Below are 13,318 nucleotides of genomic sequence, written 5' to 3'. Positions count from 1 at the left end.
GGGTCGGACTGCCCCCGGTGGGGACGACGGCTATGATACGAGCGACCACCCCCCGCACCGCCAGCCCCGACTGTCCATGACCGCCAAGACCCGCCGTCCGTCCCGTTCGAAGGCTGCAGCTCCGGCTGCCGCGACCGTGCCTGCCCAGGCGCCCGAGGCGGGCTTCGCCTACAGCCGCGCGCAGTTCGCCGACCTGGTCGAGCAGACGCTGGAGATCGCCAAGTCGCTCGGCGCCAGCGACGCCGGCGTCGAGGTCTCCGAGGGCTCGGGCCTGTCGGTGTCGGTGCGCAAGGGCCGGCTCGAGAACGTCGAGCGCAACCGCGACAAGGCGGTCGGCGTGACCGTCTACCTCGGCCAGCGCCGCGGCAACGCCAGCACCTCCGACTTCTCGCCGCAGGCGCTGCGCCAGACGGTGCAGGCGGCCTACGACATCGCCCGCTTCACCGCCGAGGATCCGGCCGCTGGCCTGCCTGAGGCCGAGGACCTCGCGCTGGGCGAGGCGGCCGAATGCCGGCTCGATCTCTTCCATCCCTGGCAGGTCGAGGCCGAGGCCGCCGCCGAGATGGCGCTGCGCTGCGAGGCCGCGGCCCTGGGCGTGGACCGGCGCATCACCAATTCCGACGGCGCGGGCGTGTCGGCGCAGCAGTCGCACTTCTTCGCCGGCAACAGCCGGGGCTTTCGCGGCGGCTACGCCAGCTCGCGCCACTCGATGTCGGTCTCGCCGATCGCGGGCCGGGGCGCGCAGATGCAGCGCGACTCCTGGTACAGCTCGGCGCGCGACGTGGCGGATCTGGCCTCGCCCGAGGCGGTGGGCCGCTACGCTGCCGAGCGTGCGCTCTCGCGCCTGAAGGGCCGCAAGATCGCCACCGGCGAGGTGCCGGTGCTGTTCGAATCGACGGTGGCCGCCGGCCTGCTCGGCGCCTATGTGCAGGCCACCAGCGGCGGCGCGCTCTACCGCCGCACCACCTTCCTGGCCGACAGCCTGGGCCAGCAGGTCTTTCCCGATCACATCGACATCCACGAGGATCCGCACCTCCTCAAGGGCAAGGGCAGCGCGCCCTTCGACGACGAGGGCGTGCGCACCCGCGCCCGCCAGGTGGTCGAGGCCGGCGTGACCCAGGGCTATTTCCTGTCGAGCTACTCGGCGCGCAAGCTCGGCATGAAGACCACCGGCCACGCCGGCGGCGCGCAGAACCTGCGCCTGTCGAGCCGCCTGACCCAGGCCGGCGACAGCCTCGACGAGATGATCCGCAAGCTCGGCCGCGGCCTGTTCGTCATCGAGTTGATGGGCCAGGGCGTCAACTACGTCACCGGCGACTACTCGCGCGGCGCGGCCGGCTTCTGGGTCGAGAACGGCCGCATCGCCTATCCGGTCGAGGAGATCACCATCGCCGGCAACCTGCGCGACATGCTGCGCGGCATCGTCGCGGTCGGCGCCGACGAGTACGCCTCGGGCAGCCGCACCATCGGCTCGGTGCTGATCGACCGGATGATGGTGGCCGGCCACTGACGTGTCCCGCGGTGAGTCCGCTCCCTACGTAGTCCTGCGCAGGGGTTAGTCTCATGGTTATCCCGAAGAGGTGTTACTAGAATCGCTCTCGACCCCGAGAGAAGAACAGATTCCGCGAACATCGCCCCTTCAGGACTCATCCGCATGCAACGTCGCTCCTTCATTCGTCATTCCGGCCTGGCCGGCGTTCTGGCTGCCGGCGCTGCGCCGGCCGTGGTGCACGCGCAGGCCAACATCCGCTGGCGCCTGGCCTCGAGCTTCCCGAAGTCGCTCGACACCATCTACGGCGGCGGCGATGTCTTCGCGAAGAAGGTCGCCGAGATGTCGGGCGGCAAGTTCCAGATCACGGTGCACCCGGGCGGCGAGCTGATGCCCCCCTTCGGCGTGGTCGATGGCGTGCAGAACGGCACCGTCGAGTGCGCCCATACCGTGCCGTACTATTTCTTCGGCAAGGACGAGACCTTCGCGCTGGGCGCGGCCATTCCCTTCGGCATGAACAGCCGCCAGATGACCGCGTGGATGTTCGAGGGCAACGGCCTGAAGCTGATGCGCGAGTTCTACGCGCAGTACAACATCATCAGCTTTCCGTGCGGCAACACCGGTGCGCAGATGGGCGGCTGGTACCGCAAGCCGCTGCAGTCGATCGCCGACATGAAGGGCCTGAAGTTCCGCGTCGGCGGCTTCGCCGGCAAGGTGGTCGAGCGTCTGGGGGGCGTGCCGCAGAACATTCCCGGCGGCGAGATCTACCAGGCGCTGGAAAAGGGCACGATCGACGCGGCCGAGTGGATCGGCCCCTACGACGACCAGAAGCTCGGCTTCAACAAGGTGGCCCCCAACTATGCCTATCCGGCCTGGTGGGAGGGCGGCCCGCAGATCGACCTGTTCGTCAACCAGAAGGCCTTCAACAGCCTGTCGGCCGAATACAAGGCCATCGTCGAGGCCGCGGCCACCTACTCGCATGTCGAGATGCAGGCCAAGTACGACGCGAAGAATCCGGCCGCGCTCAAGCAGCTGGTCTCCAGCGGCACCAAGCTGTTCCGTTTCCCGAAGGACGTGATGGATGCGGCCTTCAAGGAATCGATGGCGCTGTACAGCGAGCTCTCGGCCAAGAATCCGAACTGGAAGAAGGTCTACACCGACTTCGCCAAGTTCCGCGCCGAGCAGAACCTGTGGTTCCGCTTCGCCGAGTCCGGCTTCGACGACTTCATGCAGCAGCAGAAGCTCTGATCGCCATCGCGACGATTGCCGCGAGCACCGTGCTCCTGGCGGCCGGCGGACCTGACAGCTGCACCAGATTGTCGCTCGGGTATTCCCCGCACGACAGACCGTCCCGCTCTTCCTAGAATTGGACACCCGTGCCCGACAGCCCCGGTGGCCTTGTCGGGCCACCCGCGCGATGAAGGCGCTGCAGACAGCGCTGATGACACAGGAGACAGATTCATGGAACGCCGCTCGTTTGTTCGTCATGCCGGCCTGGCCGGCATCCTGGCCGCCGGTGCCGCGCCGGCCGTGGTGCATGCGCAGGCCAACATCCGCTGGCGTCTGGCCTCGAGCTTCCCGAAGTCGCTCGACACCATCTACGGTGCCGCTGACGAGTTCTCGAAGAAGGTGGCCGCGATGTCGGGCGGCAAGTTCCAGATCACGGTGCACCCGGCCGGCGAGCTGATGCCTGCCTTCGGCGTGGTCGACGGCGTGCAGAACGCCACCGTCGAGATGGCGCACACCGCGCCCTACTATTTCTTCGGCAAGGACGAGACCTTCGCGCTGGGCTGCGCCATTCCCTTCGGCCTGAACAGCCGCCAGATGACCGCGTGGATGTACGAGGGCAACGGCCTGAAGCTGATGCGCGAGTTCTACGCCAAGTTCAGCATCGTGAACTTCCCCGGCGGCAACACCGGCGCGCAGATGGGCGGCTGGTATCGCAAGCCGGTGGCCTCGATGGCCGACATGAAGGGTCTGAAGTTCCGCGTCGGCGGCTTCGCCGGCAAGGTGGTCGAGCGCATGGGCGGCGTGCCGCAGAACATTCCCGGCGGCGAGATCTACCAGGCGCTGGAAAAGGGCACGATCGACGCGGCCGAGTGGGTCGGCCCCTACGATGACCAGAAGCTCGGCTTCAACAAGGTGGCGCCCAACTATGCCTATCCCGGCTGGTGGGAAGGCGGCCCGCAGCTCGACTTCTTCATCAACCAGAAGGCCTGGGACGGCCTGTCGGCCGAGTACAAGGCCATCGTCGAGTGCGCGGCTTCCTACGCGCATGTCGACATGCAGGGCAAGTACGACGGCCGCAATCCGGTGGCGCTGCGCAACCTGGTGGCCAGCGGCACCAAGCTGTTCCGCTTCCCGAAGGACGTGATGGACACCGCCTTCAAGGAGTCGATGGCCCTCTACGCCGAGATCGGCGACAAGAACCCGAACTGGAAGAAGGTCTACGCCGACTACGCCAAGTTCCGTGCCGATCAGAACGTGTGGTTCCGCTTCGCCGAGTCCGGCTTCGACGACTTCATGCAGCAGCAGAAGCTGTGATCGCTCGGGGCGCTTCGTGCGCCTCGCACTGAATTTCAGGGCCGCCCAGCACAGGCTGAGGCGGCTTTTTCATTTTTGTTCTGCCTTCTGTGGCGCCTCCCCCCGGCTTGAGTGGAAGTGACACTTGTCACAAAAATGAAAGGGGTATTGGGCATGAATGGTGGATAGACTTTGCATGAATAGTTCTTGTTTGCATAAATCTGGAAACCGATTATCACAATCGGATGCGATGAGTTCGAACAGGATTCATGCGTTTGCTGCACCATCGCCCTCGATGTTCCCTGTGCTTTCATGACGGATACCCCTCAGCCTTTTTCCCGTCCCCAGCTTGTTGTGCGTGCGTGGCAGCTGCGTGATGCCGACGCTGGTGCGCTGAAGCTGTTCATGAACCTGCTTCGCAGCCGCCTGCAGGCCGAATGGGTGGTGGCAGAGGCGGGTTCGCCGGTCGATCTTCTGGTGCTGCCGGTGGGCGCGGCCGATCCGTCCGGCTTCGAGGCCTTGGCCACGTCCGGGGCGATCCGGCTGAGCATTGCCGCCGATGTGGCAGAGCGGGCTCGTGCGGAGGCACCGGTGCTGCAGCGGCCGCTGCAGTTCGAGGAGTTCAGCGCGCTGATGCTCGAGATCGAGCCGGGGCTGATCGAGACGGCGGGGGCTCGCCGTGCTGCACCGGCCCCGGCTCCAGCTCCGGTCACGGTCGATGTCGCACCTGCACCCGCTCCGACCGCCGCTGTCGTCGCGGCCGCCGTGGTCGTCGAACCGGTGCCTGTGGCCCGGCCGTCTGCCCGTCCCGGGCTGGAGCTGGCGCCGGGCGCGCGGGTGCGGCTGCGGCGCTGGCCGGATCCGGTGCAACTGCAGGGGCGCAAGGGGCATCAGCGGCTGGCCAGCCAGATCGCGGCCACCGCGCTCGAGCGTGAGGATCTGCTGTCGCTGTCGGGCCTGCCGGAGGTCGAGGTCGATGCCTTCCTGCAGGCGATGCACCGTGCCGATCTGCTCGAGGTGCTGCCGCCCGAGGCCGCTTCGGCCGGCGCTGAGGCGGCTGAAGTCGCAGCCGTCGATCCCGCCGCCGCCGAGCCGGTGCCGGGCAGCCTGTTCGGTCTGATCCGCCGCCGCCTGGGCATCGGCAGCTGAAGCCCGGACGACTCGGCCTGATGCGCGACTGCAAGATCGTCTTCACCGGCACGCCCGGTGCCGGCAAGACCACCGCGATCGCCGCGATCAGCGATGTCCCGCCGGTGGTGACCGACGTGCCCAACCGGGATCCCTCGCTGGCCAAGGCCCGCACCACCGTCGGCATGGACTATGGCGAGGTGGTGATCGCCGATCTGGTGCGGGTGCGCCTGTTCGGCACGCCGGGCCAGACCCGCTTCGACTTTCTCTGGCCCATCCTCGCCCACAAGGCGATGGGGCTGATCATTCTGGTCGACAACTCTCGCCCCGATCCGCTGGCCGACCTGCGCATCTATCTCGATGCCTTCGCCGAGCAGCTCGAGCACACCGCCTGCGTCATCGGCATCGGCCGGACCGAGGCGCATCCCGAGCCGGGCCTGCAGGCCTTCGGCGACGAGCTGGCGCGGCGCGGCCGGGTGTTTCCCGTACTGCCGGTCGATGTGCGCGAGCGCGACGAGGTGCTGATGCTGCTCGACTGCATCCTGGCCCAGCTCGAGGCCCGCAACCGTGCCGGCCGTGGTCTGGCCCTGATGCGTCGCACCGGTCGGCACGAGCGATGAGCCGCTCTTTCTCTCACCTGATTTCACACTGACCACGGAAGGAATCCGAACATGGCCAACATCAAGCAAAGCCTTGAACAACTGATGACCGTCGATGGCGCGATGTGCGCAGCCCTCGTCGACTCCGAGAGCGGCATGATGCTCGGCTCGACCGGCTCCGGCGTCGATCTGGAGATCGCCGCCGCCGGCAACACCGAGGTGATGCGCGCCAAGCTGCGCACGATGAAGCAGCTCGGCCTGGACGACCGCATCGACGACCTGCTGATCACGCTGGGCAAGCAGTACCACATCATCCGCCCCTGCACCCGCCAGGAAGGCATGTTCTTCTACTTCGTGCTGGACAAGTCGCGCGCCAACCTGGCGCTGGCCCGCCGCAAGGTGGTCGACATCGACCGCGACCTGCAGTTCTGATCTTCGGCCGATCTTCTGGCTGCACCGGGCGCGGGTTCTAGAATCCGCGCCGATGAATCCTTCCTCACGGATCGCCGGCACGGCGACTGGCCGGCCGGCTCTCTGGCCCGGGCTGGCCTTTGCGCTCGTCGGCTCGATCGCCTTTTCCGGCAAGGCCATCATCGTCAAGCTGGCCTATCGGCATGGCACCGACGCGGTGACGCTGCTGATGCTGCGCATGCTGTTCGCGCTGCCGCTGTTCCTCGCGCTGGCCTGGTGGTCGGGGCGAGGGCGGCCGGCGCTGACCCGGCGCGACTGGGGCGCGGTGCTCGGTCTGGGCTTCTCGGGCTACTACCTCGCCAGCTTTCTCGACTTTCTCGGCCTGGCCTACATCAGCGCCAGCCTCGAGCGGCTGATCCTCTACCTCAACCCGACGCTGGTGCTGCTGCTGGGCGTGGTGCTGCATGGCCGCCGGGTCAGCGCGAAGCAGCTGCTGGCGCTGGCGGTCAGCTACGGCGGCGTGATGCTGGTCTTCGGCCATGAGCTGAACGATCTGGGTCCGAATGTCGGCCTGGGCACGCTGCTGGTCTTCGGCAGCGCGCTGAGCTATGCGGTCTATCTGGTGCAGAGCGGCCAGGAGGTGCAGCGCCTGGGCGCGCTGCGTCTGACCGGACTGGCCACCACCGTGGCCTGCCTGCTGTGCATCGGCCAGTTCCTGCTGCTGCGCCCGGCGGCGTCGGTGCTGACGGTGCCGACGCCGGTGCTGTGGCTGTCGCTGCTCAATGCCATCGCCTGTACCTTCGCGCCGGTCATCCTGGTGATGATGGGCATCGAGCGCCTGGGCGCGACGCTGGCGGCGCAGACCGGGCTGGTCGGGCCGATGAGCACCATCCTGATGGGCATCTTCATTCTCGGCGAGCCGATGACGCCGTGGATCCTGGGCGGCACCGCGCTGGTGCTGGTCGGCGTGGCACTGCTGGCGCGATGGCGTTGACGCTAACGGTGACGCCGAGGTTCAGCGCTTCGACGACACCACGATGCCGGCGACGATCAGCACGAAGGCCGCTGCGTGGTACAGGTGCGGCGCCTCGCCGAGCAGCGCGGTGGAGAGCAGCGCTGCGAACAGCGGCGTCAGATTGACGAACAGGCCGGCGGTCGTCGGCCCCACCGCGGCCACCGCCCGTCCCCACAGGCCATAGGCCACCAGCGACGGGCCGATGACGATGTAGGCGATCGCGGCGAACACGCCGATCGACCACTCGGGCTGGCGCGGCCAGGCCAGCGCCTCCACGCCGGCCGCACCGCCCGCCCAGAGCAGGCCGAAGAGCGTCTGCACCAGCAGGAACTCATGCCATTCCCAGGTGCGCGGCTGGCCGTCCGTGCCGGTGACCTGCGGGCGCGCCGCACCGCGCATCGACGCGGGCGGGCGCACCAGCAGCCAGCTGTAGCCCGACCAGCTCGCGGCCGCGGCCAGCATGAACAGATCGCCCTGCACGAAGTGCACCTGCGCCAGCGCCAGCGGATCGCCCCGGCCGAGCACCACCGCCACGCCGGCCAGCGACAGCGCCGCGCCGACCATCTGGCCACGCTGCGGTCGCTCCGCGAAGAAGAGCGCGCCGATCAGCAGCATCCACAGCGGCATGCTCGCGGCGATCAGCGTGACGTTGATCGGAGTCGAGGTGGTCAGCGCCACGTACTGCAGCGCGTTGTACGCGCCCACGCCCAGCAGGCCGACCAGCGCCAGATAAGGCCAGCGTGCGGCGATGTCGGCCCGGTTGCGTGCACCGGCGATCGCGCGGTGTCCGATCACCAGCAGCACCAGCAGCACCAGCGCCCAGCGGATCGCGTTGAGCAGCAGCGGCGGCACATGCGGCACCGTCATGCGCCCGACCACCGCATTGCCGGCCCACAGCAGCGGCGGCAAGGTCAGCATCAGCACCAGGCGGGGAGACAGGGCGGGCATGGCAGGACGGTCCGGAAGGGGAGCCGCATCCTAACCGCGAAATAGAACGGTCGTGCAGGACGGTGCACAGGCGTCACCATCGAAATCACACCCTTTTCGAGCGTGATTTATTTGTCATTTTTTGCGCGATGGCTCCCGGGGAGACGTTTTTTTCATCTGCTTGGATGATGCGGTTGGTCGTGATGTTCCGCACAGTCCGGTCGGAAGACAGGGGGGACGGATCGGGCGCCCGGCCACAACAGGGACCTGCGTCTCCGCGTGATGGATTCAGGCCAACAAAGGAACGCAGATGGGACGGGATGTCATCGAGCCGGCAGGCATGGGCGAGCGGCTTGTGCCGGGGGCGAGGGAGGTGGCAGGCCTGGAGGCCGAGACGCCAGGGGTGCGGCTGCTGCTGATCGACGACTACGAGTTCATCCGCATCGGCGTGCGCACGATGTGCACGCGGCTGCACGGCCGACCGGTCGCGTGGCACGAGGCGGGCTCCCTGCAGGACGGCATCGGGATCTTCGGCCACGACGGGCCCTTCGATGCGGTGCTGCTGGACCTCAACCTGAGCGACTGCAAGGGCCTGCAGGGGCTGCGCCTGTTCATGCAAGCCCATCCGCGGGCCCGGGTGCTGATCTTCAGCGGCACGGTCGACGAATTTGTCATCCGCCAGGCCCGGGCACTGGGAGCGCAGGGCTATCTGCGCAAGACCGGCTCGGCGCAGGAGCTGCAGTGCGCGCTGGCCGAGCTGCTGCCGCCGCCTGAGCGTCCGCGCCTGCCGCAGGCCGCCGAGCGGCTCTTTCCCCGACTGCCGGGCTCGTCGATGTACGACCGCATCGCCGAGCTGGGGCCGCGGCATCTGGAGGTGCTGGAGCTGGTGCTGTCGGGCTGCACCAACCAGGAGATCAGCAGCGCCACCACGCTGTCGCTGGGCACGGTCAAGAACTATGTGTCCTCGCTGCTGCTGGCGCTGGACGTGCGATCGCGCTCGCATCTGATCAGCCTGTTCCGCTGAGCGGCGCCACCGGGCCGGCATGACGCAGCGGCAGATCGCTCGGCGCGTCGTCGTCGGCCCTGGCGAAGGGGGGGAGGCGGCGCCAGAGAATGCACGGGCCGAGCGCCGCTCGGTGCGCCGCCGGCTCGAGGATGCGGCCTTCGCCGATGCCTTCGAGCGGGCGCCGGAGGTGCTGCTGGTGCTGGCCTTGGCGCAGATGGTCAGTGCAGTCTGGCTGGGCGCGCTGCAGCAGCGCGGCCCGGTGCTGCTGTGCGCGATGCTGGCGCTGGCCGGTCTGGTGCCCTGCGCGCTCGGTCACCGCGCGCTGCGCCGGGCGCGGGTGGCCGGTGCGCCGCGCGAGCGGCTGCAGCGGCTGCGCCGGCGCTGGCAGCGTTGCATGGCGCTGGCGCTGCTGACGCCCGCGCTCACGCTGGCGGCCGACCTGCTCTCGGCCGGTCGGGTCGAGCTCGAGGCGGTGGTGCTGCTGGTGCTGGTCAGCCTGTATGTCGCGGCGGTCTGGGCGGCACGGCCGCTGCTGGGCAGCATGGCGGCGGTGGGGGCGGCTGCCTGCGCGCTGGTCTGCGTCGGTCTCGGCGAGCTGCGGCTGGCCCTGTCGCTGGCGGCGGCGGCGATGCTGGCGCTGTGGCTGCGCCATCAGGTGGCGGCGGTCTGGCTGCGGGCGATGCGCGCCCGTCTCGGGGCAGATGATCTGAGCGCCTCGCTGGCGCGCGAGCGCGATGCGGCGCTGCGTGCGCAGGCCGATGCCCACCGCTTCGTCGCCACCGCCAGCCACGACCTGCGCCAGCCGATGCATGCGCTGGGCCTGTTCGTCTCGTCGCTGGAGCAGCGGGTGCAGGGCAGGCCGGAGGCCTCGATCGTGCGCAACATGACCCGATCGATCGAGGCGCTGGAGCAGTCCTTCGGCGCGATGCTCGACATCTCGCGGCTCGAGGCCGGCTCGATGGAGGTCAACCTGCAGCATTTTGCGCTGCGCGATGTCTTCCGCCGGCTGCATCTGCATTTTGCCGGGCTGGCCGAAACGGCCGGGCTGGGCCTGCGCTTCTCGCCGGGCGGCAAGTCGGTGCGCAGCGACCCGCAGCTGCTCGAGCGGGTGCTGGGCAATCTGGTGCAGAACGCGCTGCGCCATACCCGCGAGGGCGGCGTGGTGGTGGTCGCGCGCAGCACCCGCACCCACACGAACATCGAGGTCTGGGACACCGGCCGAGGCATCGCACCCGAGGAGCTGCCGCGCATCTTCGACGAGTTCTATCAGGTCCGCGAGGGCGCCCGACGCCGCCAGCGCGGCCTGGGCCTGGGCCTGGCGATCGTGCGCCGGCTGGTGCGGCTGATGGGGCACACGCTGACGGTGGCGTCCTGCCCGGGGCGGGGCACGATGTTCCGCATCGGCATCGCCACCGGTGCGCTCGACGAGATGGAGCGCGCCACCGCCGCGTCCGACACCGTGCCGATGCCGCTTTTCGAGGCCCGCTCCATCCTGGTGATCGACGACGACGAGGCGATCCGCGAGGGCCTGACGGCGGTGCTGTCCGAATGGGGCTACGAGGTGATGACGGCCGCCGGCATCGGCGAGGCGCTGGTGCTGGCCGACGAGGCCGGCGGCGCGATCGACCTGATCCTGTCGGACCTGCATCTGGCTGACGGCGAGGACGGCCTGGACGCGATCGACAGCGTTCGTCGGCGCTGCGCGTTGCCGGTGCCGGCGCTGGTCATCACCGGCGACACCACCGCCGACGAGATGCGCCGCGTCGAGCAGGCCGGGCTGGTGCTGCTGTTCAAGCCGCTGCAGCCTCGCCGGCTGATGGCGGCGCTGAGCCGGATCGATCCTCGCGGGTGACTTTGGTCGATTGCCCGCTCTTGGCGCCTGGCTGCAGACTGGCCGCCCAGGAGGACCGTGCGCTCATGCCGTCATCGAGATGTCGTTGCTGATTCGTGCCGTTCTTCGGGCGGGGGGCGTCATTGGGGGATCGCTCTGCGCGGCTTTTGGGGCGGAGGGGGGCACGCTGGGACGCGCAGACGACTGCACGCTGGCACTGCCGGATCCCCGGCGATGCATCTCGCGGCTGCAGGCCGAGGTGCTTCCCATCGAGGACGGCTACATGCTGCGCAGCCTGGGGCGGGCCAATCCGCTGCGTCTGAACGGGCAGATGCTGGCACCGGGCTGCTGCGTGCGTCTGCTCGACGGCGACGAGCTGCAAGTCGGCGACTATCTGCTGCAAGTGCAGCTGCTTCCGGCAGGATCGACCGTGATCTCGTAAGCTGACGCCTGGTCACAGGAGACATGAATGCCCGCAAGCGCCCGTGCGATCCAGATCCGCCAGTTCGGCGGCCCCGAAGCGATGCAGCTCGTCGAGCTGGAGGTCGGCGAGCCCGGCCCCGGCGAGGTGCGCATCCGCCACCACGCCGTCGGCGTCAACTTCATCGACATCTACCAGCGCACCGGCCTCTATGCCAACCCGCTGCCGCTGACGCTGGGCATGGAGGGCGCCGGCATGGTCGAGGCGGTCGGTGCGGGTGTCGATCACCTGCGGGTCGGCGACCGCGTCGCCTACGCCAGCCAGCCGCCGGGCAGCTACTGCGAGCTGCGGGTGATGCCGGCGCGCTCGGTGGTGGTGCTGCCCGACGGCATCGACTTCGAGACCGGCGCGGCGATGATGCTCAAGGGCCTGACGGTGCAGTACCTGCTGCGGCGCACCCAGCCGCAGGGCGGCCTGCAGCCGGGCGACTTCGTGCTGTGGCATGCGGCGGCCGGCGGCGTCGGCCTGATCGCCTGCCAGTGGGCGCGTGCGCTGGGCCTGCGGCTGATCGGCACCGCCGGCGGCGCCGAAAAATGTCGCCTGGCGCGGGATCACGGCGCCGAGTTCGCCATCGACTACCGCAGCGAGGACTTCGTCGCCCGGGTGCGCGAGATCACCGGCGGGCGCGGCGTGCGCGCGGTCTACGACTCGATCGGCCAGGACACCTTCGAGGGCTCGCTCGACTGTCTGGAGCCCTTCGGCCTGATGGCCAGCTTCGGCAATGCCTCCGGGCCGGTGCCGCCGGTGAACCTCGGGATGCTGGCGGCCAAGGGCTCGCTGCACCTGACGCGCCCGACGCTGTTCACCCATCTGGCCACCCGCGAGAGCACGCAGGCGATGGCCGATGATCTGTTCGCGCGGGTGGGCTCAGGCGAGGTGCAGGTTCCGGTGTCGCGCCGCTACGCGCTGGCCGACGCGGCCCAGGCCCATGCCGATCTGGCCTCGCGGGCCACCACCGGCTGCCTGGTGCTGCTGCCTTGAGCCGAACAACGCCGCTCAGCCGCGTGCGTTGCCGTCCGGGTCGCGGGTCTCGTCGATGACCGCGTCCCGGTAGGCATGCCAGCTGGCATGGCCGAGGATCGGGCCCAGGACGATCAGGCCGAGAAAGCCCGGCAGCATCGCCAGCAGCGTCAGCGCGGTCAGCAGCGCGCCCCAGAAGATCATCACCCCGGGCTGGGTCAGCACCAGGCGCATGCTGGTCAGGCCGGCGGTGATCGCGTCGACCTGGCGGTCGAGCATCATCGGAATGCTGATGACGCTGACCGCGAAGATCAGCCCGGCGAAGATCGCGCCGACGCCCAGGTAGGTGACGATGAAGCCGATGTTGTCCGGGTCCAGCAGCGCCAGCAGCGAGCCCTTCATGTCCGGCATGCCGTCGAAGCTGACCGCGAACACCACCATCGCCGCGCGGCCCCAGAGCATTTCCAGCACCAGCAGCACGAAGCCGAAGATCGCCATCTGGCCGAGGTGGCTTTCCCAGGCGACCAGGGAGTCGCCGAAGTCGGGACGCTCGCCGCGCTCGAGCTTCATCGACACGTCGTACAGGCCCATGCACAGGAAGGGGCCCATCAGCAGGAAGCCGGCCGACAGCGCCAGCATGTAGGCTGGCGCGTTCTCGTAGACCTTCAGCAGGCCCCAGCCCATGGCGACGAAGCACAGGCCGTAGAACAGGCCGATCGAGGGGTGGCGGCGGAAGTCGGCCATTCCTCGGGCCAGCCAGCGCACCGGTGCGCCCATCGGCAGCGGGCGCAGCCGGATCGGTGCAGCCTCCCGCGCTGCGGCCGGGTCGCCGGTCTGGGTTGCGGAGGATTCGGCCGGCGTGTTGTCGGTCGACGGATTGATCGGCGTCATTGCGCATCTCCTGTCGCTCTGCAGGGAGATTAGCGCCGCCCTTCGACCCTGGACAGC

At 69.0% G+C, this 13,318-nt stretch carries 13 protein-coding genes; 11 read left to right on the top strand and 2 right to left on the bottom strand.

Annotated features, from left to right (window positions below; translation table 11 throughout):
• Window positions 1-76 precede the first annotated feature (76 nt).
• The 7 genes from pmbA (at window position 77) to BW996_RS11590 (ending at window position 7,144) form a co-directional block, all read left to right on the top strand.
• A complete protein-coding gene (pmbA, locus tag BW996_RS11620; protein ID WP_037485478.1) occupies window positions 77-1,510 on the top strand; it encodes a metalloprotease PmbA in 1,434 nt (477 codons plus the stop codon).
• A 144-nt stretch (window positions 1,511-1,654) separates the two neighbouring features.
• Window positions 1,655-2,737: a TRAP transporter substrate-binding protein gene (locus BW996_RS11615; RefSeq protein WP_037485480.1), complete on the top strand. Its 1,083-nt coding sequence runs from the start codon at window positions 1,655-1,657 to the stop codon at window positions 2,735-2,737.
• Between the two features lie 213 nt (window positions 2,738-2,950).
• A complete protein-coding gene (locus BW996_RS11610; RefSeq protein ID WP_037485482.1) occupies window positions 2,951-4,033 on the top strand; it encodes a TRAP transporter substrate-binding protein in 1,083 nt (360 codons plus the stop codon).
• Between the two features lie 384 nt (window positions 4,034-4,417).
• Window positions 4,418-5,161 carry a hypothetical protein gene (locus BW996_RS11605; RefSeq protein WP_139330848.1) on the top strand — a complete coding sequence of 248 codons (744 nt, stop codon included), beginning with the start codon at window positions 4,418-4,420 and terminating at the stop codon, window positions 5,159-5,161.
• A 20-nt stretch (window positions 5,162-5,181) separates the two neighbouring features.
• Window positions 5,182-5,760 carry a GTP-binding protein gene (locus tag BW996_RS11600; RefSeq protein ID WP_051632266.1) on the top strand — a complete coding sequence of 193 codons (579 nt, stop codon included), beginning with the start codon at window positions 5,182-5,184 and terminating at the stop codon, window positions 5,758-5,760.
• A gap of 51 nt (window positions 5,761-5,811) precedes the next feature.
• The gene (locus BW996_RS11595) at window positions 5,812-6,171 is read left to right on the top strand and encodes a hypothetical protein (protein WP_037485488.1); all 360 of its coding nucleotides are present in this window, start codon (window positions 5,812-5,814) and stop codon (window positions 6,169-6,171) included.
• A gap of 52 nt (window positions 6,172-6,223) precedes the next feature.
• Complete coding sequence (locus BW996_RS11590) at window positions 6,224-7,144, top strand: DMT family transporter (RefSeq protein WP_037485491.1); 921 nt, start codon at window positions 6,224-6,226, stop codon at window positions 7,142-7,144.
• 21 nt (window positions 7,145-7,165) lie between these two features.
• Here the strand turns inward: BW996_RS11590 and BW996_RS11585 are convergent, their stop codons facing one another.
• Window positions 7,166-8,113, bottom strand: a complete 948-nt coding sequence (locus tag BW996_RS11585) for a DMT family transporter (RefSeq protein WP_037485494.1) — start codon at window positions 8,111-8,113, stop codon at window positions 7,166-7,168.
• A 289-nt stretch (window positions 8,114-8,402) separates the two neighbouring features.
• On the opposite strand from BW996_RS11585, the gene BW996_RS11580 reads away from it, so the two are divergent.
• The 4 genes from BW996_RS11580 (at window position 8,403) to BW996_RS11565 (ending at window position 12,391) form a co-directional block, all read left to right on the top strand.
• Window positions 8,403-9,116 (top strand): response regulator transcription factor, encoded by a 714-nt coding sequence (locus BW996_RS11580; RefSeq protein ID WP_051632267.1) that lies wholly within the window; start codon window positions 8,403-8,405, stop codon window positions 9,114-9,116.
• A gap of 19 nt (window positions 9,117-9,135) precedes the next feature.
• A complete protein-coding gene (locus tag BW996_RS11575) occupies window positions 9,136-10,950 on the top strand; it encodes an ATP-binding protein (RefSeq protein WP_051632268.1) in 1,815 nt (604 codons plus the stop codon).
• Window positions 10,951-11,029: 79 nt separating this feature from the next.
• Window positions 11,030-11,371, top strand: coding sequence for an FHA domain-containing protein (locus tag BW996_RS11570; protein ID WP_081838290.1), 342 nt, complete (start codon window positions 11,030-11,032; stop codon window positions 11,369-11,371).
• A 27-nt stretch (window positions 11,372-11,398) separates the two neighbouring features.
• On the top strand, window positions 11,399-12,391 hold the full coding sequence (locus BW996_RS11565) for a quinone oxidoreductase family protein (RefSeq protein ID WP_076458910.1): 993 nt from the start codon (window positions 11,399-11,401) through the stop codon (window positions 12,389-12,391).
• 15 nt (window positions 12,392-12,406) lie between these two features.
• Here BW996_RS11565 and BW996_RS11560 read toward each other — a convergent pair whose 3' ends face one another.
• Window positions 12,407-13,261, bottom strand: a complete 855-nt coding sequence (locus BW996_RS11560; protein ID WP_037485714.1) for a DUF2189 domain-containing protein — start codon at window positions 13,259-13,261, stop codon at window positions 12,407-12,409.
• Between the last annotated feature and the right edge of the window lie 57 nt (window positions 13,262-13,318).

The organism is Sphaerotilus natans, assembly GCF_900156335.1.
In the GTDB taxonomy this organism is placed as follows: Bacteria; Pseudomonadota; Gammaproteobacteria; order Burkholderiales; family Burkholderiaceae_C; genus Sphaerotilus; species Sphaerotilus natans.
Note: the sequence above shows the minus strand (reverse complement) of the source record. Positions and strands in the feature narration are given on the sequence as shown.

Excerpts from the sequence above, each read along its gene's own strand:
- pmbA (WP_037485478.1), top strand. The coding sequence starts at position 77 with ATGACCGCCAAGACCCGCCGTCCGTCCCGTTCGAAGGCTGCAGCTCCG.
- BW996_RS11615 (WP_037485480.1), top strand. The coding sequence starts at position 1,655 with ATGCAACGTCGCTCCTTCATTCGTCATTCCGGCCTGGCCGGCGTTCTG.
- BW996_RS11610 (WP_037485482.1), top strand. The coding sequence starts at position 2,951 with ATGGAACGCCGCTCGTTTGTTCGTCATGCCGGCCTGGCCGGCATCCTG.
- BW996_RS11605 (WP_139330848.1), top strand. The coding sequence starts at position 4,418 with ATGAACCTGCTTCGCAGCCGCCTGCAGGCCGAATGGGTGGTGGCAGAG.
- BW996_RS11600 (WP_051632266.1), top strand. The coding sequence starts at position 5,182 with ATGCGCGACTGCAAGATCGTCTTCACCGGCACGCCCGGTGCCGGCAAG.
- BW996_RS11595 (WP_037485488.1), top strand. The coding sequence starts at position 5,812 with ATGGCCAACATCAAGCAAAGCCTTGAACAACTGATGACCGTCGATGGC.
- BW996_RS11590 (WP_037485491.1), top strand. The coding sequence starts at position 6,224 with ATGAATCCTTCCTCACGGATCGCCGGCACGGCGACTGGCCGGCCGGCT.
- BW996_RS11585 (WP_037485494.1), bottom strand. The coding sequence starts at position 8,113 with ATGCCCGCCCTGTCTCCCCGCCTGGTGCTGATGCTGACCTTGCCGCCG.
- BW996_RS11580 (WP_051632267.1), top strand. The coding sequence starts at position 8,403 with ATGGGACGGGATGTCATCGAGCCGGCAGGCATGGGCGAGCGGCTTGTG.
- BW996_RS11575 (WP_051632268.1), top strand. The coding sequence starts at position 9,136 with ATGACGCAGCGGCAGATCGCTCGGCGCGTCGTCGTCGGCCCTGGCGAA.
- BW996_RS11570 (WP_081838290.1), top strand. The coding sequence starts at position 11,030 with ATGTCGTTGCTGATTCGTGCCGTTCTTCGGGCGGGGGGCGTCATTGGG.
- BW996_RS11565 (WP_076458910.1), top strand. The coding sequence starts at position 11,399 with ATGCCCGCAAGCGCCCGTGCGATCCAGATCCGCCAGTTCGGCGGCCCC.
- BW996_RS11560 (WP_037485714.1), bottom strand. The coding sequence starts at position 13,261 with ATGACGCCGATCAATCCGTCGACCGACAACACGCCGGCCGAATCCTCC.